This is a genomic window from Pseudomonas sp. B21-017, assembly GCF_024749245.1.
In the GTDB taxonomy this organism is placed as follows: domain Bacteria; phylum Pseudomonadota; class Gammaproteobacteria; order Pseudomonadales; family Pseudomonadaceae; genus Aquipseudomonas.
Genome location: NZ_CP087194.1, coordinates 2032871 through 2054114, shown reverse-complemented (window position 1 = coordinate 2054114; position 21244 = coordinate 2032871). Strand labels below are relative to the sequence as shown.

General features: G+C 62.3%; 16 protein-coding genes. 9 read left to right on the top strand and 7 right to left on the bottom strand.

Features of this window, described 5'->3' with window-relative positions:
• Positions 1 to 64 precede the first annotated feature (64 nt).
• The 9 genes from LOY28_RS09185 to LOY28_RS09145 all read left to right on the top strand — a co-directional run bounded on the left by LOY28_RS09185 (position 65) and on the right by LOY28_RS09145 (position 10046).
• Positions 65 to 883 carry a transporter substrate-binding domain-containing protein gene (locus LOY28_RS09185; protein ID WP_258613385.1) on the top strand — a complete coding sequence of 273 codons (819 nt, stop codon included), beginning with the start codon at positions 65 to 67 and terminating at the stop codon, positions 881 to 883.
• A gap of 10 nt (positions 884 to 893) precedes the next feature.
• Positions 894 to 2672 (top strand): aconitase family protein, encoded by a 1779-nt coding sequence (locus LOY28_RS09180; RefSeq protein WP_258613384.1) that lies wholly within the window; start codon positions 894 to 896, stop codon positions 2670 to 2672.
• Positions 2665 to 3330: an amino acid ABC transporter permease gene (locus LOY28_RS09175; RefSeq protein ID WP_018928302.1), complete on the top strand. Its 666-nt coding sequence runs from the start codon at positions 2665 to 2667 to the stop codon at positions 3328 to 3330. The genes LOY28_RS09180 and LOY28_RS09175 overlap by 8 nt, the downstream gene beginning before the upstream one ends.
• Positions 3331 to 3340: 10 nt before the next feature.
• Positions 3341 to 3991, top strand: coding sequence for an amino acid ABC transporter permease (locus tag LOY28_RS09170; RefSeq protein WP_018928303.1), 651 nt, complete (start codon positions 3341 to 3343; stop codon positions 3989 to 3991).
• A complete protein-coding gene (locus LOY28_RS09165) occupies positions 3984 to 4706 on the top strand; it encodes an amino acid ABC transporter ATP-binding protein (protein ID WP_018928304.1) in 723 nt (240 codons plus the stop codon). The genes LOY28_RS09170 and LOY28_RS09165 overlap by 8 nt, the downstream gene beginning before the upstream one ends.
• A 25-nt stretch (positions 4707 to 4731) precedes the next feature.
• Complete coding sequence (locus LOY28_RS09160; RefSeq protein WP_018928305.1) at positions 4732 to 5760, top strand: trans-3-hydroxy-L-proline dehydratase; 1029 nt, start codon at positions 4732 to 4734, stop codon at positions 5758 to 5760.
• Positions 5761 to 5872: 112 nt separating this feature from the next.
• The gene (locus LOY28_RS09155) at positions 5873 to 6790 is read left to right on the top strand and encodes a dihydrodipicolinate synthase family protein (RefSeq protein WP_018928306.1); all 918 of its coding nucleotides are present in this window, start codon (positions 5873 to 5875) and stop codon (positions 6788 to 6790) included.
• Positions 6791 to 6861: 71 nt separating this feature from the next.
• Complete coding sequence (gene abaF, locus LOY28_RS09150; protein ID WP_086945302.1) at positions 6862 to 8259, top strand: fosfomycin efflux MFS transporter AbaF; 1398 nt, start codon at positions 6862 to 6864, stop codon at positions 8257 to 8259.
• 206 nt (positions 8260 to 8465) lie between these two features.
• The gene (locus LOY28_RS09145; protein ID WP_258613383.1) at positions 8466 to 10046 is read left to right on the top strand and encodes an aldehyde dehydrogenase (NADP(+)); all 1581 of its coding nucleotides are present in this window, start codon (positions 8466 to 8468) and stop codon (positions 10044 to 10046) included.
• A 111-nt stretch (positions 10047 to 10157) separates the two neighbouring features.
• Here LOY28_RS09145 and LOY28_RS09140 read toward each other — a convergent pair whose 3' ends face one another.
• From LOY28_RS09140 to LOY28_RS09110, 7 genes are all read right to left on the bottom strand, one after another.
• Positions 10158 to 11165, bottom strand: a complete 1008-nt coding sequence (locus tag LOY28_RS09140; protein ID WP_018928309.1) for an Ldh family oxidoreductase — start codon at positions 11163 to 11165, stop codon at positions 10158 to 10160.
• 103 nt (positions 11166 to 11268) lie between these two features.
• Positions 11269 to 13047, bottom strand: a complete 1779-nt coding sequence (locus tag LOY28_RS09135) for an acyl-CoA dehydrogenase C-terminal domain-containing protein (RefSeq protein WP_258613382.1) — start codon at positions 13045 to 13047, stop codon at positions 11269 to 11271.
• 7 nt (positions 13048 to 13054) lie between these two features.
• Positions 13055 to 15571 carry an RND family transporter gene (locus tag LOY28_RS09130; RefSeq protein WP_018928311.1) on the bottom strand — a complete coding sequence of 839 codons (2517 nt, stop codon included), beginning with the start codon at positions 15569 to 15571 and terminating at the stop codon, positions 13055 to 13057.
• Positions 15572 to 15602: 31 nt separating this feature from the next.
• The gene (locus tag LOY28_RS09125; RefSeq protein ID WP_018928312.1) at positions 15603 to 16676 is read right to left on the bottom strand and encodes a YCF48-related protein; all 1074 of its coding nucleotides are present in this window, start codon (positions 16674 to 16676) and stop codon (positions 15603 to 15605) included.
• Positions 16677 to 16826: 150 nt separating this feature from the next.
• Positions 16827 to 18185: a DUF1329 domain-containing protein gene (locus LOY28_RS09120; RefSeq protein ID WP_018928313.1), complete on the bottom strand. Its 1359-nt coding sequence runs from the start codon at positions 18183 to 18185 to the stop codon at positions 16827 to 16829.
• Between the two features lie 41 nt (positions 18186 to 18226).
• Positions 18227 to 20239, bottom strand: a complete 2013-nt coding sequence (locus LOY28_RS09115; protein ID WP_258613381.1) for a DUF1302 domain-containing protein — start codon at positions 20237 to 20239, stop codon at positions 18227 to 18229.
• Positions 20240 to 20366: 127 nt separating this feature from the next.
• Positions 20367 to 20933: an alpha/beta hydrolase gene (locus LOY28_RS09110; protein ID WP_018928315.1), complete on the bottom strand. Its 567-nt coding sequence runs from the start codon at positions 20931 to 20933 to the stop codon at positions 20367 to 20369.
• Positions 20934 to 21244: the final 311 nt, after the last annotated feature.

The following is a 21244-nucleotide window of genomic DNA, read 5'->3' as shown; positions in this document are numbered from 1 at the left end:
TTTAATATCGTATACGAAATCCCCAATACGATATCCAACAGCACTTCACATCAACGAGGCCTCTATGAAAAACCCCGCATTTGCCGTAGCCCTCAGCGCTGTTCTCAGTACCTCCTTCATTGCCACCGCCCAGGCCGACAAGCTCGACGACATCATCGGTTCAGGCAAGCTGCGCTGCGCCGTGACCCTGGACTTCCCGCCCATGGGTTTCCGCGATGCTGGTAACAACCCGGCCGGTTTCGACGTGGACTATTGCCATGACCTGGCGAAAATCCTCGGGGTCGAGGTCGAAGTGGTCGAGACGCCGTTCCCGGACCGTATTCCGGCGCTGGTCTCCGGGCGGGCCGATGTGATCGTCGCCTCCACTTCCGACACCCTCGAACGGGCCAAGACCGTCGGCCTCACCGTGCCCTACTTCGCCTTCCAGATGGTGGTGCTGACCCGCGACGACACCGGCATCAACAGCTTCGATGACCTCAAGGGCAAACCCGTGGGTAACACCAGCGGCACCTATGAAGCCATCGCGCTAGAGAAAGACGTGAAGAACTGGGGCACCGGCACCTTCCGCGCCTATCAGTCGCAGAACGACACCCTGCTGGCCGTCGCCCAAGGCCATATCGACGCCACCGTGGTCACCAACACCGTGGCCGCCGCCACCCTCAAATCGGGCAAATACAAAAACCTGAAAGTCGCCGGTAACGCGCCGTACGTGATCGACTACGTCTCCCTCGGCGCCAAGCGTAACGAGTATGGCCTGCTCAACTACCTCAACCTGTTCGTCAACCAACAGGTGCGCACCGGTCGTTACAAAGAGCTGTTCGTCAAATGGGTCGGCACTGAAATCCCGCCGACCAACCTGACCGTGCCACAGGTCTACTACTGAGGTGTCCGGCATGCCTAGGCCCACTTCTCTGACCGGTCGCAGCCTGGTCGCGGGCGCCGCCGAGGGCGCCCTGCTGTTCGCCGATATCGGCTTGAGTTTCTGGGGCGGGGTCGATCCGTTTAGCGGCGAGATCATTGACCGTCACCATCCGCTCAGCGGCGAATACCTGGCCGGCCGCGTGCTGGCCATTCCCAGCGGTCGCGGCTCGTGCACCGGCAGTAGCGTGTTGATGGAACTGATCAGCAACGGTCACGCACCGGCTGCATTGGTGCTGGCCGAACCCGATGAGATCCTGACCTTGGGCGTGCTCGTGGCGCAGACCATTTTCGAGCGTTCCCTGCCGGTGCTGTGCATCGGCCGGGAGGCCTTCGCCGCGTTGCGCGGCAAGGCCTTCGCTCGGGTCGACGGCGCCTCGGTAACCGTGTTCGAACACCTGCCGGGCGATGCCTGGCAGGCACTCGACAGCCCGTTGCAAACGCAAGACCCAAGCGCCCCGCTCGAACTCACCGAACACGATCGGGCGCTGCTCGACGGCCAACATGGCAAGGCTGCACAAGTGGCCATGCAGATTGTTCTGCGCATGGCCGAACTGCAAGGTGCCCGCCGCCTGGTGGATGTCACCCAGGCGCACATCGACGGCTGCATCTACACCGGACCTGCGAGCCTGCGCTTTGCCGAACAACTGGTGCAATGGGGCGCCAACGTGCGGGTGCCCACCACCCTCAATTCAATTTCCGTGGACCAGCGCCGCTGGCGCGAATTGGGCATCGACCCGGTGCTCGGCGAACCGGCCAGTGCCTTGGGCGATGCCTATATGGCGATGGGTGCGCAACTCAGTTTCACCTGCGCACCCTACCTGCTCGACAGCGCGCCGAAGGCGGGCGAGCAGATCGTCTGGGCCGAATCCAACGCGGTGGTCTACGCCAACAGCGTGCTGGGGGCACGCACCCTGAAGTACCCGGACTACCTGGACATCTGCATCGCCCTGACCGGCCGCGCCCCGTTGATCGGCTGCCACCTGGACGCACAACGCAAGGCCCGACTGCAGGTCGAGGTGCCCGCCCTGGGCGAACTGGACGATGCCTTCTACCCGCTGCTCGGTTACCACATCGGCGCGCTGGCGGGCAGCCGGATTCCACTGGTGCGCGGGTTGGAAAACCGCAAGCCGAGCCTGGACGACCTCAAGGCGTTCGGCGCGGCGTTTGCCACCACCTCCGCCGCCCCGTTATTCCATATCGCCGGGATCACCCCGGAAGCTATCGACCCGGCGCAGGTGCTGGCGGGAGATGTAGCCCTACCCGTGGAAACAATCCGCCTGAAGGATCTATTGGTCAGTTGGCGCGAACTCAACAGTGCCCGCGACAGCCGGGTGGATGTGGTCTCGCTGGGTAACCCGCATTTCTCCCTCAGCGAGTTCGCTCACCTGGCGCGACTGTGCCTGGGTCGGCACAAACACCCCGACGTGGTCCTCGCCATTACTTGCGGCCGCGCCGTGCTGGAGCAGGCTCGCGAAGCCGGGCATATCGCCGTGATCGAAGCCTTCGGCGCGACCCTGGTGACCGATACCTGCTGGTGCATGCTCGGCGAACCGGTGATCCCGCCGGGTGCAAAAACCTTGATGACCAACTCGGGCAAATACGCCCATTACGCACCCGGCCTGGTGGGCCGCAAGGTGCATTTCGCCAGCCTGGCTGAATGTGTCGATACCGCTTGCAGTGCCACGGCCAGCGGTCGTCTGCCGGCCTGGCTGCAAACCGCCGCCCCTCTGGAGACTCTCGCGCATGTTTGATTACACCTTCCAATGGCGCGCCACCCTGCGCGCCCTGCCGGACATGCTCGCCGGTGCCTGGGTCACTTTCGAGACCGCCGCGTTGTCGATGATCTTCGGCGTGCTGATCGCCCTGGCCCTGACGGTGATGCGCGAAAGCAAAACCCCGCTGCTGCGCGGCATCGGCAACGGCTGGGTATCGATCGCGCGCAACACCCCGTCGCTGTTTCAGATCTACGTCCTCTACTTCGGCCTCGGCTCGCTGGGCTTGCACGTCAGCTCATGGTTCGCCCTGCTGGCCGGGATCACCTTCAACAATGCCGGGTATCTGGCGGAGAACTTTCGCGGCGGCCTCAAGGCCGTACCCGACACGCAAGTGCGCGCCGCGCGTTCGCTGGGCATGAGTGCCTTCCAGGCCTACCGCATGATCATCGTCCCGCAGCTGTTGCGGATCGTCTTCTACCCGCTGACCAATCAGATGGTCTGGGCGGTGCTGATGACGTCGCTGGGGGTGATCGTCGGGCTGAACAATGACCTGACCGGGGTGACCCAGGACTACAACGTCAAAACGTTCCGCACCTTCGAATACTTCGCTATCGCCGCCGCGCTGTATTACCTGATTGCCAAGGCGATCGTCGCGTCAGCCCGGCTGATGGCCTGGCGGTTGTTCCGTTACTGAGGGCTTGACCATGTTTTCCACCAGTTTTTCCTGGAATGACCTGCTGTTCCTGCTCGACGGCGCCTGGGTCACCCTGCAACTGACGTTCTGGTCGATCATCCTCGGCTCCTTCGCCGGGCTGTTGTTTGGCCTGCTGCGAGCGCTGTTGCCACGCGCCAGCCTGCCCCTGGCCTGGGTGCTGGACGTGTTTCGCAGCGTGCCGCTGTTGATCCAGTTCGTGCTGTTCAACTCGCTCAAAAGCATCGTCGGCTTGAACCTCAGCGCCTTCAGCGTCGGCTGCATTGTGCTGGGGGTCTACACCGCCGCGTACTTCACCGAGATCGTGCGCAGCGGCGTGCTGTCGGTGCCGTTCACCTTGCGACGGGCCAGTCGTTCGCTGGGCCTGAGCTTTTTGCAGGACCTGCGCTGGATCGTCCTGCCAATGGCCACCCGCGTGGCCTTCCCCGGCTGGCTGAACCTGGTGCTCGGGGTGATGAAAGACACCGCGCTGGTGATGTGGATCGGCATCGTCGAACTGCTGCGCGCCTCGCAAACCATCGTCACCCGCATTCAGGAACCGTTGCTGGTGCTGTGCGTCGCGGGCCTTATCTATTACGTCATGAGCCTGGTGGTTGCACGCCTGGGCGCTCGTCTGGAAAGAAGGTGGCAAGAAAATGATTGAGATCGACAACGTACATAAATCCTTCGGCGATCTGGCCGTGGTCAAGGGTGTCAGCCTGACGGTGGACAAGGGCGAAGTGGTGTCGATCATCGGCGGCTCGGGCTCCGGCAAATCGACCCTGCTGATGTGCATCAACGGCCTGGAACCGATCCAGAAAGGCAACATCCGCGTCGACGGCGTCGAGGTTCATCACAGCGCCACCGACCTCAACCGCCTGCGGCAGAAAATCGGCATCGTGTTCCAGCAATGGAATGCCTTCCCGCACCTGACCGTGCTGGAAAACGTGATGCTGGCGCCGCGCAAGGTCTTGGGCAAAAGCAAGGCCGACGCCGAGGCGCTGGCGGTGCAGCAACTGACCCACGTGGGCCTTGGCGACAAGCTCAAGACCTTCCCCGGCAAGTTGTCCGGAGGCCAGCAGCAACGCATGGCCATCGCCCGCGCCCTGGCCATGTCACCGGACTACATGCTGTTCGACGAAGCCACCTCGGCCCTCGACCCGCAACTGGTCGGCGAGGTGCTGGACACCATGCGCATGCTCGCCGAAGACGGCATGACCATGGTGCTGGTGACCCACGAAATCCGCTTTGCCCGCGATGTGTCCGACCGTGTGGCGTTCTTTCGCAATGGCCTGGTGCACGAGATCGGCTCGCCGGATCAGGTGATTGGCAATCCGATACATGCGGAAACGGCGGCGTTTCTCAAATCAGTGAAATAACGACCGGCGATAAAAGGAGTCAGCCATGCGTTCATCGAAAGTCATTCATGTGGTCAGTTGCCACGCCGAAGGCGAAGTCGGCGATGTGATCGTCGGCGGTGTCGCCCCACCGCCCGGCGCCACCGTGTGGGAGCAATCGCGCTGGATCGCCAAGGATGAAACCCTGCGCAATTTCGTCCTCAACGAACCCCGTGGTGGCGTGTTCCGCCACGTCAACCTGCTGGTGCCGGCCAAGGACCCTCGGGCGCAAATGGCCTGGATCATCATGGAACCGGCCGACACGCCACCGATGTCCGGCTCCAACTCGCTGTGCGTCGCCACGGTGCTGCTCGACAGCGGCATCCTGCCGATGACCGAACCGCAAACCCGGCTGGTGCTCGAAGCGCCCGGCGGCTTGATCGAGGCCGTGGCCGATTGCCGCGACGGCAAGGTCGAACGGGTGGAAATCAAGAACGTGCCCTCCTTCGCTGACCGCCTCGACGCCTGGATCGAAGTCGAAGGCCTCGGCTCGTTACAGGTCGACACCGCGTACGGTGGCGACAGTTTTGTCATCGCCGACGCCAAACGCCTGGGCTTTTCCATCCGCCCTGACGAGGCGGCCGAGCTGGTCGAGGTCGGGTTGAAAATCACCCGCGCGGCCAATGAACAACTGGGCTTCGTCCATCCGCTGAACCCCGAGTGGTCGCATATTTCCTTCTGCCAGATTGCCGCGCCCATCGTGGCTGAAAATGGCATCGCCACCGGGGCTAACGCCGTGGTGATTCAACCCGGCAAGATCGACCGCTCGCCCACCGGCACTGGTTGTTCGGCGCGTATGGCAGTGTTGCAGGCCAAGGGATTGATGCAGGTTGGCGAGCGCTTTATCGGCCGTTCGATCCTCGGTTCCGAATTCCATTGCCGCATCGATTCGATGACCGAAGTGGCCGGCCGCCCGGCGATCTACCCGTGCATTTCCGGCCGGGCCTGGATCACCGGCACCCACCAATTGCTGCTCGACCCCAGCGATCCCTGGCCACAGGGCTATCGCCTGTCAGACACCTGGCCCGGCGCCTGAAACTCCCCCAGACCAACGGCTATAAAAACCCTGATTGATTGAAAAAACCACTGGCCGAGTATCGGCATTTAAAATATCGTATACGAAATACAAAAACGAACCGGAGGCAACAATGAGCAAGCGCATTAACTGGAGTGGCGTCTTCCCCGCGGTGACCACTCAATTCAACGATGACTTCTCCATCAACCTGGAAAAAACCCACCAGGTGATTTCCAACGTGATCCGTGACGGCGTATCGGGCCTGGTGGTGTGTGGTTCGGTGGGGGAAAACACCTCATTGACCGCCGAAGAAAAAATCGCCGTGACCGAAGTTGCGGTCGACGCCTCTCGCGGCCGCGTGCCGGTGATTTGCGGTGTGGCCGAGTTCACCAGTGTGCAAGCGGCCAAGGTGGCCAACGCGGTGCGCAGGGTCGGTGTCGACGGCGTGATGCTGATGCCGGCGCTGGTCTACGGTTCCAAGCCGTTCGAGACCGCCGAGCATTACCGCTACGTGGCGAAGAACGCCGACGTACCGTTGATGGTTTACAACAACCCGCCGATCTACAAAAACGACGTCACCCCGGACATCCTGATTTCCCTGGCCGACTGCGACAACGTGGTGTGCTTCAAGGATTCCTCCGGCGATACCCGCCGTTTCATCGACGTGCGCAATGAAGTCGGCGACCGTTTCGTGCTGTTCGCAGGTCTCGATGACGTGGTGCTGGAAAGCATCGCGGTGGGGGCCGAAGGCTGGGTCTCGGGCATGTCGAACGTATTCCCGAAAGAAGGCGAGACCATCTTCCGCCTGGCCAAGGCCGGTCGCTTCGCCGAAGCCATGCCGATCTACGAATGGCTGATGCCGATCCTGCACCTCGATGCCCGTGCCGACCTGGTGCAGTGCATCAAACTCTGCGAAGCCATCGCCGGTCGCGGCAGCGCCCTGACCCGTCCGCCACGCCTGGCACTGCCGCAAGCTGATCGGGAGTTCGTCGAACAGATCATGGCCAAGGCCATGGCCAATCGTCCGGAGTTGCCGGACGTCGGTCTCTGAGTGATTGCCGGGCGGATCCTCGCGGGTCCGGCCCGGCTACCTGTTTTCGCGCCTCTACAGGAAACGTCAGCATGTCCAATCCTCACAGCACCTCCAGCGCAACCACACCCTCGGGACTCAAACGCGTGGTGGCCGCCGCCATGGCCGGCACTGTCGCCGAGTGGTATGAATTCTTTCTCTACGGCACCGCCTCGGCCTTGGTCTTCGGCCAGCTGTTCTTCCGTCAGACCGACAGTCCGATCGACGGCATCATCGCCGCCTTCGCCCTGTACGCCGTCGGCTTCCTCGCCCGTCCGTTGGGCGGTCTGGTGTTCGGTCACTACGGTGACAAATTCGGCCGCAAGCGCCTGCTGCAACTGAGCCTGGTGGTGGTTGGCATCACCACGTTCCTGATGGGTTGCCTGCCCGGCTTCGACAGCATCGGCTATGCCGCGCCAGTGTTATTGGTGCTGCTGCGGCTGATTCAGGGCTTTGCCTTTGGGGGCGAATGGGGTGGCGCAATTCTGCTGGTGTCCGAACATTGCCCGGACAATCGCCGGGGCTTCTGGGCCAGTTGGCCGCAAGCCGGGGTGCCGGCCGGTAACCTGGTGGCGACCGTCGCCCTGCTGCTGTTGTCGTCAAACCTGTCGGAGCAACAATTCCTCGCCTGGGGCTGGCGCGTGGCGTTCTGGTTCTCGGCGGTGGTGGTGCTGATCGGCTACTGGATTCGCACCAGCGTCGATGACGCGCCGATTTTCAAGGAGGCCCAGGCCCGGCAAGCGCAGACCAAGCAGCAACAACTGGGTGTGGTGGAAGTGCTGCGTCATCACTGGCGCGCGGTGCTGGTGGGGATCGGCGCGCGGTTTGCCGAGAACATCCTCTATTACACCGTGGTCACCTTTTCGATCACCTACCTGAAACTGGTGGTGCACAAGGACACCTCAGAGATTCTGTTGCTGATGTTCGGCGCGCACTTGCTGCACTTTTTCCTGATTCCGTTGATGGGCTATCTGTCGGATATCGTCGGGCGCAAACCGGTGTACCTGATCGGCGCGGTGCTCACTGCGTTCTGGGGCTTCATCGGCTTCCCGATGATGGACACCGGCAACAATTGGCTGATCATCGGCGCCATCACCCTGGGCCTGGCCATCGAGTCGATGACCTATGCGCCCTACTCGGCGCTGATGGCCGAAATGTTCCCGACCCACGTGCGCTACACCGCCCTTTCGCTGTGCTACCAGGTGGCGCCGATCTTCGCCGGATCCCTCGCGCCGCTGATCGCCATCACCCTGCTCAACAAGTACCACAGCTCGACACCGATCGCCTGGTACCTGGTGGGCGCTGCGCTGATCTCCATCGTGGCTGTCGGCCTGACCCGGGAAACCCGTGGCAAGTCATTGCACCAGGTGGATGCCGAATCCGCTGCGCGAATTGCCGCCCTGGACAACGCCGTGCCGGCCGCTGCACGCCGGGGTGATTCGCTGGCCTGAACCTGACACACCCCACACCCTGTGGCGAGGGAGCTTGCTCCCGCTCGAGTGCGCAGCACTCGCAAAATAGGCAATGGTTGCCACTATTTTGGGGCCGCTACGCAGCCCAACGCGAGCAAGCTCGCTCGCCACAAAACAGCGCACGACTCCATACCCTTGATTGACCTACAAGGGGCCTGCCCCACCTTTTTCGACAGGAGTTTTCCATGCCCCAGATCATCGGCCACAACTACATCGGCGGTGCCCGCAGCGCCGCTGGCAACATCGCGATGCAGAGCCATGACGCCAGCACCGGCGCAGCGCTGCCCTATTCGTTCATGCAAGCCACCGTCGAGGAAGTGCACGCCGCAGCCCAAGCCGCCGCTGCCGCTTACCCTGCCTTTCGTAACTTGCCGGCGACACGCCGTGCAGAATTTCTCGAGGCCATCGCCGCGCAACTGGATGCCCTGGATGACGAATTCGTCGCCCTGGTCACCCGCGAAACTGCCCTGCCGACCGCACGCATCCAGGGTGAACGCAGCCGTACCAGCGGCCAGATGCGCCTGTTCGCCCAGGTGCTGCGCCGGGGCGATTTCTATGGGGCGCGTATCGACCGCGCGTTGCCCGAACGTCAGCCTCTGCCACGGGTCGACCTGCGCCAATACCGGATCGGCGTCGGTCCGGTGGCCGTGTTCGGCGCCAGTAACTTCCCGCTGGCCTTTTCCACCGCTGGCGGTGATACCGCGGCGGCTCTGGCCGCCGGTTGCCCGGTGGTGTTCAAGGCCCACAGCGGACACATGGCGACCGCTGAACACGTGGCCGACGCAATCATCCGCGCCGCCGAGCAAACCGACATGCCTAAAGGCGTGTTCAACATGATCTACGGCGCGGGCGTCGGTGAAACGCTGGTCAAGCATCCGGCGATCCAGGCCGTCGGTTTCACCGGCTCGCTCAAAGGCGGTCGCGCCCTCTGTGACATGGCCGCCGCACGGCCACAACCGATTCCCGTATTCGCCGAAATGAGCAGCATCAACCCGGTGCTGGTATTGCCTGAAGCCCTGCGCGCACGGGGCGAAAAAATCGCCGGTGAACTGGTGGCGTCGGTGGTTCAGGGGTGCGGTCAGTTCTGTACCAATCCGGGGTTGGTAATCGGTATTGGCTCACCACAGTTCAGCGCGTTCACCGCTCGGCTCAGTGCCTTGATGGCCGAACAGCCGGCGCAAACCATGCTCAACGCCGGCACCCTCGCCAGCTACGAAAAAGGTGTGCAGGCGTTAGTCGACCATCCAGGGATAAGCCATCTGGCAGGCCAGGACCAGCACGGTAATCAAGCCCGGCCGCAACTGTTCAAGGCCGACGTCAGCCTGCTGCTCAAGGGTGATCCGCTGTTGCAGGAAGAAGTGTTCGGCCCGACCACCCTCGTCGTCGAAGTGGCCGATAAAGCCGAGTTACAACAAGCGCTGAACAGTTTGCACGGTCAACTCACCGCCACTTTGATTGGCGAAGAGCAGGACCTGAAGGAACACGCCGATCTGCTGGTGCTGCTGGAACAAAAGGTCGGCCGGGTACTGTTCAATGGCTACCCCACCGGCGTTGAAGTGTGCGATGCGATGGTGCATGGCGGCCCTTACCCGGCAACCTCCGACGCCCGTGGCACGTCGGTCGGCAGCCTGGCCATCGAGCGTTTCCTGCGCCCGGTGTGCTACCAGAACTGCCCGGATGCCTTGCTGCCCGACGCCCTGAAAAACGCCAACCCGCTGGGCATTGCCCGCCTGGTTGATGGCAACATCCAGCACGCCTCGCTGTAACACAATCTGTAGGAGCGAGGCTTGCCCGCGAAGAATGCACCGCGATTTTCAGGTATTACGCGTCGTCGTTCTTCGCGGGCAAGCCTCGCTCCTACAGGATTTTCATCGCATTCAAGTCAGCAGTGCTTTCAGATCGTTGTACAGCGCCTCGGGAATCTGCACGCCCTCCACCAAACTGTGCGCCCGTGCCACATAACGCCGTTGCGACGGCAAGCGCGCGCCCTGCCCTTCAATCCCCTGAAACAACACCTCGGCCCGGGCCAAGTGCTCTTCAGTGGCCGCGCCCAGAAAACGTCGCGGATCCAGCGCGATGATCAGCTCGCCGTGGTAGGGCGATGACTTGCTGCCCGCGTCGTAAGCCAGTGACTCGGCACTGGTCAGGTCACCGATCAAAGGCCCGGCAATCAACTCCACCATCGCCGCCAGCGCCGAGCCCTTGTGCCCACCGAACGTCAGCATCGCGCCGCTATCGAGCACCACGTTGGCATCGGTGCTCGGCCGCCCCTCGGCGTCCACGCCCCAGCCCTCGGGAATCGCCTTGCCGGCACGCCGATGCAACTCGATATCGCCACGGGCAATTGCACTGGTGGCGAAGTCGAACACAAACGGATCCTGCCCCACGCGTGGCCAGCCAAAGGCAATGGGATTGGTGCCGAACACCGGCACCCGTCCCCCGGCCGGCGCCACCCAGGCATGGCTCGGATTACACGCCAGCGCCACCAGCCCGGCGGCGGTCAACTGCTCGATCTCCACCCACAGCGCCGAGAAATGCACGCAGCGATTGATCGCCAACGCCGCAATCCCGTTGGCCCGGGTTTTCTCCGCCAGTAACGGCAAACCTGCCTGGAACGCCAACTGCGAAAAACCACCCCCGGCATCCACCCGCACAATCGACGGTGCCTGGTCGATCACCCGTGGCTCGGCGTCGGCCGACACCTTGCCGGCCCGCAGGGAATTCACGCAGCCCAGAATCCGGTACAAACCGTGGGAGGCACAGCCATCGCGCTCACCGGCGATCACCGTCGCCGCCACCGCTTGCGCATGGGCCAGGTTAAAACCGTTGTGCAACAGGATCGATTCGGCCAATTCACGGGCTTCGATCAGGGTCAGTCGAATCATGGTCATCTCCTTGGACAGACCGTTCAGCGTGGTCTATCCAAGGAGCGGTGGCTTGATCGGTTTAGGGACGGAGGGTGACGAAATGGGCACAGTGCCCTTTCGATCAGAACTGCGCTGCTTCCAGTTCAAAGAGGCATTCGCTACCGGCCCTGGCCGATGCACTCAGCGAGTGGATGCGCGGCAGCAGGCGGGCGAAGTAGAAGCGCGCGGTGGCCAGTTTACTGGCATAGAAAACGTCCTTGGAGTGCGTACTCATCGCAGTCTTGGCCATTCGCGTCCACATGTAGGCGTACGCGGTGTAGCCGAACACATGCAGGTACTCGACCGAGGCCGCGCCGATTTCATTCGGGTTGCTCTGGGCTCGATCCAGCAGCCACGCGGTCAGTTCGTCAAGGGTGTCCATCGCGGCGTTCAACGGTTTGGTGAACTCACCCAGGTCAGCGCAGGCGTTGGCGGTGTAGTGGCGAACTTCGGCGGCGAACAAGCGGTAGAGCGCCCCGCCGCTGGCGACTATTTTGCGCCCGGCCAGGTCCAGCGACTGAATGCCGTTGGTGCCTTCGTAGATCTGAGTGATGCGCACATCGCGAACCAATTGCTCCTGGCCCCATTCGCGGATGTAACCGTGGCCGCCGAAGATTTGCTGGCCGTGCACCGTGGTTTCCAGCCCCATGTCGGTGAGGAACGCCTTGGCCACAGGTGTCAGCAGCGACACCAGTTCCTGGGCACGGGTGCGGGTTGGCGCGTCATCGCTGTACCTGGCGGTATCCAGTTGCAGGGCCACGTAGCTGGAAAACGCCCGCCCGCCTTCGTTCAAGGCCTTCATGGTCAACAGCATCCGCCGTACATCCGGATGCACAATGATCGGATCGGCAGCCTTGTCCTTGCTCTGCGCGCCCGTCGGCGAACGGCTTTGCAGACGGTCACGGGCGTATGCGACGGCGTTCTGGTACGAGCGCTCACCCAACGCCAGGCCCTGGATACCCACGCCCAGGCGTTCGTAGTTCATCATGGTGAACATCGCCGCCAGCCCCTTGTTCGGCGCATCGACGATCCAGCCAGTGGCGCCGTCAAAGTTCATCACGCAGGTCGCGGACGCCTTGATGCCCATCTTGTGTTCGATTGAACCGCAGGACAGTGCATTGCGTTCACCCAGCGAGCCATCGGCATTCACCAGCACCTTGGGCACCAGGAACAGTGAAATACCCTTGGGGCCGGCGGGTGCATCCGGCAGTCTGGCCAGCACCAGGTGAATGATGTTTTCGGTCAGGTCGTGCTCGCCGCCGGTGATGAAAATCTTGCTGCCACTGATCTTGAAACTGCCGTCGGCCTGAGGCTCGGCTCGGGTGCGGATCAGGCCCAGGTCGGTGCCGGCATGCGCCTCGGTCAGGCACATGGAACCGGTCCAGGTGCCGGCATACATGTTCGGCAGATAACGCTCCTTGAGTTCCTGGCTGGCGTGGGCATTGATCGACAGGCACGCCCCGGCGGTCAGCATCGGGTACAGGCCGAACGATAGACTCGCCGAGTTGACCATCTCCTCGACCTGAGCCGAAATGGCCTTGGGCATGCCCATGCCACCGAACTGTGGGTCACCGCCGACACCCACCCAACCGCCTGCGGCGAACGCTTGATAAGCCGCGACAAAACCTTCGGGAGCGATGACGATGCCATTGCTCCAGGTGCAGCCCTGCTCGTCGCTGCTGCGGTTCAGCGGCGCGACCACCTCGGCGCTGATCTTGCCGGCCTCTTCAAGGATCGCGGCAGCCGTTTCTTCATCGATCACCTCGGTCAGGCCAGGCAATCTGGCCCAGAGCCGGGACACCTCGAAGACCTCGTTGAGTACGAAGCGCATGTCGCGCAAGGGAGCTTTGTAATCAGACATAGTTGGCTTACTCAGAAGTGGTCAGGGCATGCGACATGGCCTGACGTTGGGTTGTATCGGTTTCAGCGGTTTGCGCCACATCAGTTTGCGCAACGGGGTGACGCAGCAAGAAGTACGACAGGGCCGGGATCAGGATCAGCGCGCCGAGCATGTTCCACAGGAACATGAAGGTCAGCAGGATGCCCATGTCGGCCTGGAACTTGATCGGTGACCAGACCCAGCACACCACGCCTGCCGCGAGGGTGATGCCCACCAGGCCCACCACCCGGCCGGTAAACGACACGGCGCTGCGGTAGGCCTGGCTCAGCGGCAGGCCCTGGCGCTGGAAATGCAATTGCACGCTGAGCAGGTACAAGGCGTAGTCCACGCCGATGCCCACGCCTAGTGCGATCACCGGCAGGGTCGCGACCTTCACGCCTATGCCCATGGCCACCATCAGCGCCTCGCACAGGATCGAGGTCAGGACCAATGGCAACAGGGCGACCAGGGTTGCGCGCCAGCTGCGGAAGGTGATCAGACAGAACAGCGTCACCGCCGCATAGACGTAAAGCAGCATGGTGCGATTGGCCTCGCGCACCACAATGTTGGTCGCCGCCTCAATCCCGGCCGACCCGGCCGCCAGCAGGAACTGGCGATCGTCGCTGTTGTTCTCCAGGGCGAATTTTTCGGCGATGCCCACCACGGCATCCAGGGTCTCGGCCTTGTGATCCTTGAGGAAAGTGATCACTGGCATCAGCGAACAATCGGTGTTGAACAACTCCGGGGAGTTGACCGAGGCTTGCTGCGCGGCGTAATTCAATACGTCCTGATTGCGCTGGATGCTGTTGAGCTTGGGGTTGCCTTCATAGGTGCCGGCGGTGATCTGGCGCACCGCGTTAACCAGCGAAGTCGTGGCCTGTACGCCCGGATACTGCTGCAGCTCCCAGGCCAGGCGATCGGCGAGAATCAGCGTCTTGTAGCTCAGGCAGCCTTCCGGCGCGGTCTTGATCATCACCGCGAACAGGTCGCTGGACAGCGCGTAGTGGCTGGTGATGTAGGCGTTATCACGGTTATAGCGAGAGTCGGCACGCAACTCCGGTGCGCCACTTTCCAGATCGCCGATCTTCAGCTGCTGGCTGATCATGAAACCGCCGATGCCCATCAGTACCGCGACCACTACCGCCCCCGTGGCCCATTTGGCCGTGGTGAAGCGGTCGAGCAAGTCCCACAGTTTGCCGAAGCCTTTGTGCCCTTCGGCGCGCGTGTCGATGTTCAGCGCACGCTCGGCAGCCCTGGCGCCCACCCCGACATAAGACAGCGCCACCGGCATCAGCAACAGCGAAGTGAAAATCAGCACCGCCACACCGATACTGGCGGTGATCGCCAGATCCCGGATCACCGGAATATCGATCAGCATCAGTACCGCGAAGCCGACGGCGTCGGCCAGCAGCGCGGTAACGCCGGCAATGAACAGGCGGCGGAAGGTGTAGCGTGCGGCGATCAGTCTGTGGGTGCCACGGGCGATGTCTTGCATGATGCCGTTCATCTTCTGCGCCGCGTGGGACACGCCGATGGCGAAGATCAGGAAAGGCACGAGCACCGAGTACGGGTCGATGGCATAGCCGAGCCAGGCGACGATGCCCAGCTGCCAGACCACCGCGATCAGCGAGCAGCCGACCACCAGCAAGGTGCTGCGCACGCATCGGGTGTAGGCGTAAATGATGATCAGCGAAGTGACGACGGCCAGGCCAAAGAACATCATCACCTGGATCAACCCGTCGATCAGGTCGCCCATCAGCTTGGCGAAACCGATCACCCGGACTTTGTACGGGCCCTTGCCCTCCTCCCCGGCCTTGCGTGCAGCACTGTCACCGGCAAACTCGATCTGGTCGCGCAACTGTTCTTCGAGCATTTGCGAAAAGGCGTGGTAGTCGATGCGCTGACCGCTGGCCGTGGCCTTGTCCAGCAGCGGCACGATCAGCATGCTCGATTTGTAGTCGCTGGCCACCAGACTGCCGACGATACCGGCGCGGGAAATGTTCTGGCGCAGCTGTTCTATTTCTGCCGGCTTGCCCTGGTAGGTATCGGGCATCACCGGGCCGCCCTGGAAACCTTCCTCGGTGACTTCGGTCCAGCGCACCGCCGGGCTCCACAACGACTTCATCCAGGCACGGTCGACACCCTCGGCAAGGAACAATCGGTCGTTGACCTGTTTGAGCACGTCCAGGTAACCGGGGTCGAAGATATCGCCCTGAGTGTTCTCCACCACCACCCGTACCGAGTTGCCCAAACCGCGCAGCGACTGGCGGTTTTCCAGGAAGTTCTGGATGTACGGCTGGCTCTGCGGAATCATCTTTTCGAAGCTTGGACGCAGCTCCAGGCGAGTCGCGGCCATGTAGCCCAGCATCAGGGTGACCAGCGCCATCAGCAGCATGAACAGCGGACGGTAGTTGAACACCAGCCGCTCCAGCCGGTTGCCGGAATGGCAGTCGAAATCCCGCAGATCGCGGATCACCGGCATGGTTTCTTGTTTGGTATGGCCCATGTCTGGGTTCTCGCTCTAAGGGTTCGAGGACTTAATCAACGGACAGCGTCCGTGCACCACGGCTGCCAACCAGCACCAGCGCACCGTCGGCGGACTGAGCGGCACCGGTCACCGGGGTCGATGCCGGTTGCTGAACCAGGTGCAATTGCGCGCCTGTGCCCTGGCTGACCAGCATCTGCCCGCCCTGGGTGAACAAGCGATAGTTGCCACGGTTATCGACGAGGCCGGCGGTGATGCTGACGTGCAGGCCACTGTCCAGCGGGGTCCAGTTGAGGCCGCCGTCGGTGCTGCGCAGCACGTTGCCGCGCAGGCCGTAGGCAATCACTTCGCCGGGTTTGCCGAGCACGCCGAAAAAACTGCCCTGATAGGGTGTCGGCACGGCGGTGAAGCGCTGATCGGCGTTGTTCCATTTGAGCAACAGGCCCTGCTCACCGGCGATGTACAACGCATCGCCGGTGGAGGCGATGGCGTTGAGGTGAAAGCCCTGCGGGTTGTCGGTGCGATCCTGAAACGGCGTCCAGCTCTGGCCGCCGTCTTCGGTACGCAGGATCAGGTTGAACACACCGACCACATAACCGAGGCGGTCGTTGGCGAACCAGACATCGAGCAAGGGTTTGTCGGCGCCCTGCGCCACCAGGCGTTCACCTTCGGCGACCAGCAGCGGCCATTGTTCATTGCCCGGTTCTGCACCGGCTAACGCCTGGTAATGCTTGACCAGTAAGGCGCCGATCTCGCGGCCGTCCAGTTGCTTGCGCCAGGTCGCACCCGCGTCACTGCTGTGCAACACCACACCGTCGCCGCCCACTGCCCAGCCTTGGGTGGCGGAGGGAAAACTGACGGCATTGAGGTCGGCACTGACCGGCACGGCGGCCTGCTGCCAGTGTTTGCCGGCATCATCGGAATACAGAATGTGCCCACGCTGCCCGACTGCAATCAGACGGTCGCCGGCGCGGGCCATGCCCGATAGCGGGCTGTTGATAGCCAGGGCGCTGACCCTGGCCGGCAGATCCAGCACGTCGACATAACCGGAGGCCTGGCTCAAGCCCTGCAACATTGCAAGCAGTGCGCCGAGCGCCAGCCGCAGATAATTTTTGTACGAACACATACCGCGTCCTCTTCGGATAACCGCGCCGGGACACACATCCGTGTGCCTGACTTTCAAACCTGGCGCCCGAAACGATCGGCATACGCCGACCGTCGTGCGCTCCCTTGCCTTGCGGGCAACGGAACGCACGGACGCGTTGTCACGGTTTGCTTAGCGAATCCCGCTACCTGCCAGGGATTCCGACGACCACTGCGCCTTGGAGAGCGGCTCGATGTACTTGATCCCGCCGTAAGGGCCCACCACACCGTTGATGTTGTAGGAGCCACCCACCAGGTCGTAGATCATGAAGGGCGTGGAGTCCGGGACTTGCTTGTCGTAGCTCTGGCTGAGGAACGCGAAAGAGCCACGGTACAGCTGACCACGGGCGTCGTACTGGTCAGAGGCCAGAGCGGTCCAACTGTCTTCATCGAGGTAGAAGCGACGCTTCTGATAGATGTGTCGGGCGCCAGCCTTGAGATTGCCCTCCACCACCCAGACGCGATGTTTTTCCCAACGCACATAATCGGGTGCCAGGTGATTGGCAGTGGTCAGCGACTTGGGGTCCTGGGCGTAGGTCAGCTTGTAAGTGTTGTAGGGCACGATCATTTCCTGCTTGCCCACCAGCTTCCAGTCGTAACGGTCCAGCGCACCGTTGAACACGAAAACATCGTCGTAAGTGCCCGCGCCGGCGGTGCCGGGGTTGGGCGTGTCGTACGCCAGGTTCGGTGCCAACTTGACCCGACGCTGGCCAGGCAAGTATTGCCAGGCACGGCGCGGCTGCTGCAGCGGGTTGGCGGCGTCCTTGAGCATCACCGCTTCACCGGCCCGGCGCGCAGGGCCGGTGTAGGACAGCTTCATCTGGTAGTACACGTCGGCGCTGCTGATCGGCTGCGCCAGGTTCTCGTAGATCGGATAGGAAATGAACGCCTGCCCGGTGGTCGCCAGGCTCGGAATGCCTGCGGAGTCGACGTTCCAGGAGTCGTACTTGGAGTTGATGCTGACGCCCTGATAACGCAACAGGAAGTTCCACATCGCCTCGTTACCCGTCTGCGGAATCGGGAACGGTACGCCGGGCAGCACGTTATCGACGGCCAATCCGCCCTCGAGGGACTTGGCGCCGGTGGCATTTTTCACCCCGTTGTCCAGCACCGCCTTGGGCAAAGAGACGGTACGGTGGGTCGGGTAGACATTGACGTGGAAACTTGGGAACCGCTTGGCCAGTTCCGCGGTGGTTGCACTGAGCAAGCCCTTGTACTGATCGACGTTCTTGCCGTCGATCACCAGCAGCGGCTTTTCGTTGGCGTAAGGATCCGGGCGCATGCTGTCACCGGATTTGAAGCTGGCCGGCGGCGTGGTCAGGCCACCGTCATAGGCGGGGATGGATCCGTCGGCATTCCCGGCTTTTTCAGCCCCGACCAGGGTCAGGCTGGTGCCGAGCCTGGCGGCTTCCTGAGCCGATACAGCGGCCTGTGCCTGGGAGGCAATAACCATCGCCAACGAGGCGGCTAACACGGTTTGCACACATTTCATCTTGTTATTCTCCTGCTTACTTTGCGTAAGCCAGTGGTGAATCAAAAAGTGGTTTTCATCGTCAGGTAAACGGCGCCACGGTCCTCTGTCGTGGCACCACCACCGGAGAAGGCCGAGTAGCCACCGCCGTAACACGCGTAGTTTTCATTGCCGCTAAAGGCATTGGGTGTGGAGCCGTCTCCGCTGCCGGCATTGGCCGCGCCGGTGCTCAAACCACTGACGTCGCACTTGTCGGTCTTGCCGAAGGAGTCCACGTACTTCAGGTCGATGAAGTATTTGTTGTACACAACAGCACCCACGCCCAAGGCATAGTTGCCGGTGTCTTTGGCACCGCCACCGGACACCGGTGACACGCCGGCGAGGCCGACGTTGATGGACATCGGGGCGTTGAGATCGACCCCCGGGAATACCTGGTACCAGGTCGGTGTGAAGTTGACCGCGATGCCCCAGTTGTCCCGGGTCGGCTGGTCGATGCCGCGATAGCTGTCCTGGCCCTTGTAGAGCGCTTCGTTCTTGCTATCGAGCTTGAGCAGGTTGCTGTAGTACAACTCGGCGAGCAGGTTGGCCGAATCGAACACCGGTGTTTTCGGGAATGTCATCAGGCCGTTGAGCGTCCAGTGCAACGTGTCACCGGTGGCACTCAGGCTGTCGCCCTTTTGCGGGGTGTCATAGATCACACCGGTGGCCACCGTACGGGCCGGCAGCAGGCCCAGACCGGCGCCGAAACCCTGCGGCCCGGTCGAGCTGACAATCGCCGGAATACTGGCCAGCGGCATGTTGTGACGAATGTTCAGGTCCGAACCCACACTGATACCGCGCACATCCTTGGACAGGCTCAGGCCAAAGATCTGAATGTTGTCGGCATAGGCCAGTTGATAGGTGCTGGTGCTCAACGAATTGAGGGTGTTGACCACCGCCGGCACCATGCCGGCAGGCGGGGTGCCGTTGGGATTGGCCGACGTCAGCCCGGTGGCGTTCAGCCAGGCTTGCGGCAGGATTTCCGAGGTATTGCGGTAATAAACACCGAGGGTGCCATCCAGCCAGGCCGGCGACCACTTGGCCATTACCCCCCAGTCGCCGCGCTTGTCCGGCGTCAGGTCATGACCGCGACGCACATTGGTCAAACTGTTGCAGGGCGCCAAACCACAACCCAACGGGCTGCCCGGCACCACGCCATTGGTGTTGCCCAGCAGGAACGACTGCGCACCGAAGCCGACCAGATCGGAGCCGCCATAGTAAGTACCGGCTTCCGGTAGGCGGGCGGCATCCCAATCGAGGAAGTACTGAGCGGCCACGGTCAACTCGGGATTGACGGTGAACGACATCGACAGCTGGTTACGCGGAACGAACAGTTCCTTGGCTTCGGTTCCCGGCGAGGCGGCCAGTTTGGCCAGGTCCAGCCCGGACTGGCCGTAGCTGATCGAGTGCACCGGGTTGAGGATGGTCTCGCCCCAGAACACGTTGTGTTGACCGGCCTTGACGCTCAACAGCGACTCCTCGCCCACTTCGGTGCTGTAGAACACGAAGGCGTCGAGGATTTCGCCGGAAGGACCGGTGTAGTAACGCTCGGCGTAGTGGCTCAGGTGGGGGCTGCCATTGCCGACATTGTCGCCCGTGACCCCGGCCAGGCGCGGATCGTTGGCGACCAGACCCGACCTTGCGTCATTGCCATTGACGAACGGGTTGGAATTGGAGCCGGTGTTCTCGTAGGCCTTGTCATACCAACTGGCGGCGCTGACGCGAAAGCCCATGTGGTCCTTGTAGACCACATCCATTTCGGTCAACAGGTCAACGCGGTTGGTGATGTTGGTTCCGGCCTTGCGGAAGTTGTAGTCGCCATCGTTGTTGTTCGGTGTCGCCAACAGGCGCTTGTCGGCGCTTTCGGTGCGCACACCGTAGTTGTACTTGACGGTGTTATCCAGGCGCGCGGTCCAGTCCGGGTTACCTGTGTCCAGCTCGACCGCCTGCGCGACCGGCACGGCGGCGCCCAGAATGGCCGAGGCCAACAAGGTGCATCGCGAGGGGGCGAACCCGTGACTCTTATTGTTGTGCATTGCGTTGTCTCCGCCTTTTTGTATTTGTTTTAAGCGCAGCCGCCCTCACACCCCCTTGTTCCAGGGGTTTGCGTTTTTCAGGAATGAGGGCAAATGCCGGATGACTGGGGGCCACCCGGCGCCTGAACTAGCGGTCCAGCTCCAGGATGAGAGCTTCGGCTTGAGGCCAGTGGCCAAAGCCTGCAGCCGGATTGAGATGACCTGCGTCGCCCACGTTGAGCAGTTCACTGCCCCAGCCTTCAGCCAGCTGAGTGACGGCGGCCAGGCTGGCGAGGTGGTCGTTGGTACTGGCGGCCACCAGACTGCGGAACGGCAGCGGCCCTTTTGGCAGGGGGTTCCAACCCTGGGTACGCAGGGTTTCAGCGGATGGGTAGCCTTGCGGCCAATCAGCATCGAGATCCGGAGGAGTGGCCAGCAGCGCGCCCTTGATCGGCCGGCTGTGTTGCGCAGCCCAATGTGCGACCATCAACACGCCCGCGCTGTGGGCCACCAGAATCACCGGCCCATCGATCTGCTCCAGCTGGTGTTGAATCGCATCGACCCGCTTGGCGCAATCGAGCTTGTCGGTTGCCTGCGGCGGCACACTGCGCACCTTGCACAACCTGGCTTCAAGCAGCGTTTGCCAATGCTCGGCAACGTGCTCGCGCAGGCCCGGTACGATCAGAACGGTTGCGGCAGTTTGCAGTTTGTCCACGTCAACACCTTCGCTTTCTCGATGACTCGACTGGCTCTATTGGCCAGGGGCTTTTTGTAGGACTGACATTAAAGAGCGCCCACCCGAAGCGCTTTTCATTGGACGTCAGGCACTTTTCTTTTCATGACAAATTTCCAGGGATCGGCACGCGGCGACCATTGGTCGTAAATCCCCTCAGGTTCTCTGCGGGTCACTGTAATCAACGGGTGAGCGTCGATTGCGCCACGACAACGGAGGTGATCCTGGACAGATTTGAGCGAGCGCCCTCGACAACCTCGCAACTGTTCAATTGCTGATGTGCTGGATATAGT

Bases quoted from the DNA above. Each gene is read 5' to 3' on its own strand.
- LOY28_RS09165 (WP_018928304.1), top strand. From the start codon at position 3,984: ATGATTGAGATCGACAACGTACATAAATCCTTCGGCGATCTGGCCGTG.
- LOY28_RS09170 (WP_018928303.1), top strand. From the start codon at position 3,341: ATGTTTTCCACCAGTTTTTCCTGGAATGACCTGCTGTTCCTGCTCGAC.
- LOY28_RS09125 (WP_018928312.1), bottom strand. From the start codon at position 16,676: ATGTGTTCGTACAAAAATTATCTGCGGCTGGCGCTCGGCGCACTGCTT.
- LOY28_RS09140 (WP_018928309.1), bottom strand. From the start codon at position 11,165: ATGATTCGACTGACCCTGATCGAAGCCCGTGAATTGGCCGAATCGATC.
- LOY28_RS09135 (WP_258613382.1), bottom strand. From the start codon at position 13,047: ATGTCTGATTACAAAGCTCCCTTGCGCGACATGCGCTTCGTACTCAAC.
- LOY28_RS09180 (WP_258613384.1), top strand. From the start codon at position 894: ATGCCTAGGCCCACTTCTCTGACCGGTCGCAGCCTGGTCGCGGGCGCC.
- LOY28_RS09145 (WP_258613383.1), top strand. From the start codon at position 8,466: ATGCCCCAGATCATCGGCCACAACTACATCGGCGGTGCCCGCAGCGCC.
- LOY28_RS09130 (WP_018928311.1), bottom strand. From the start codon at position 15,571: ATGGGCCATACCAAACAAGAAACCATGCCGGTGATCCGCGATCTGCGG.
- LOY28_RS09115 (WP_258613381.1), bottom strand. From the start codon at position 20,239: ATGCACAACAATAAGAGTCACGGGTTCGCCCCCTCGCGATGCACCTTG.
- LOY28_RS09155 (WP_018928306.1), top strand. From the start codon at position 5,873: ATGAGCAAGCGCATTAACTGGAGTGGCGTCTTCCCCGCGGTGACCACT.
- abaF (WP_086945302.1), top strand. From the start codon at position 6,862: ATGTCCAATCCTCACAGCACCTCCAGCGCAACCACACCCTCGGGACTC.
- LOY28_RS09120 (WP_018928313.1), bottom strand. From the start codon at position 18,185: ATGAAATGTGTGCAAACCGTGTTAGCCGCCTCGTTGGCGATGGTTATT.
- LOY28_RS09175 (WP_018928302.1), top strand. From the start codon at position 2,665: ATGTTTGATTACACCTTCCAATGGCGCGCCACCCTGCGCGCCCTGCCG.
- LOY28_RS09160 (WP_018928305.1), top strand. From the start codon at position 4,732: ATGCGTTCATCGAAAGTCATTCATGTGGTCAGTTGCCACGCCGAAGGC.
- LOY28_RS09185 (WP_258613385.1), top strand. From the start codon at position 65: ATGAAAAACCCCGCATTTGCCGTAGCCCTCAGCGCTGTTCTCAGTACC.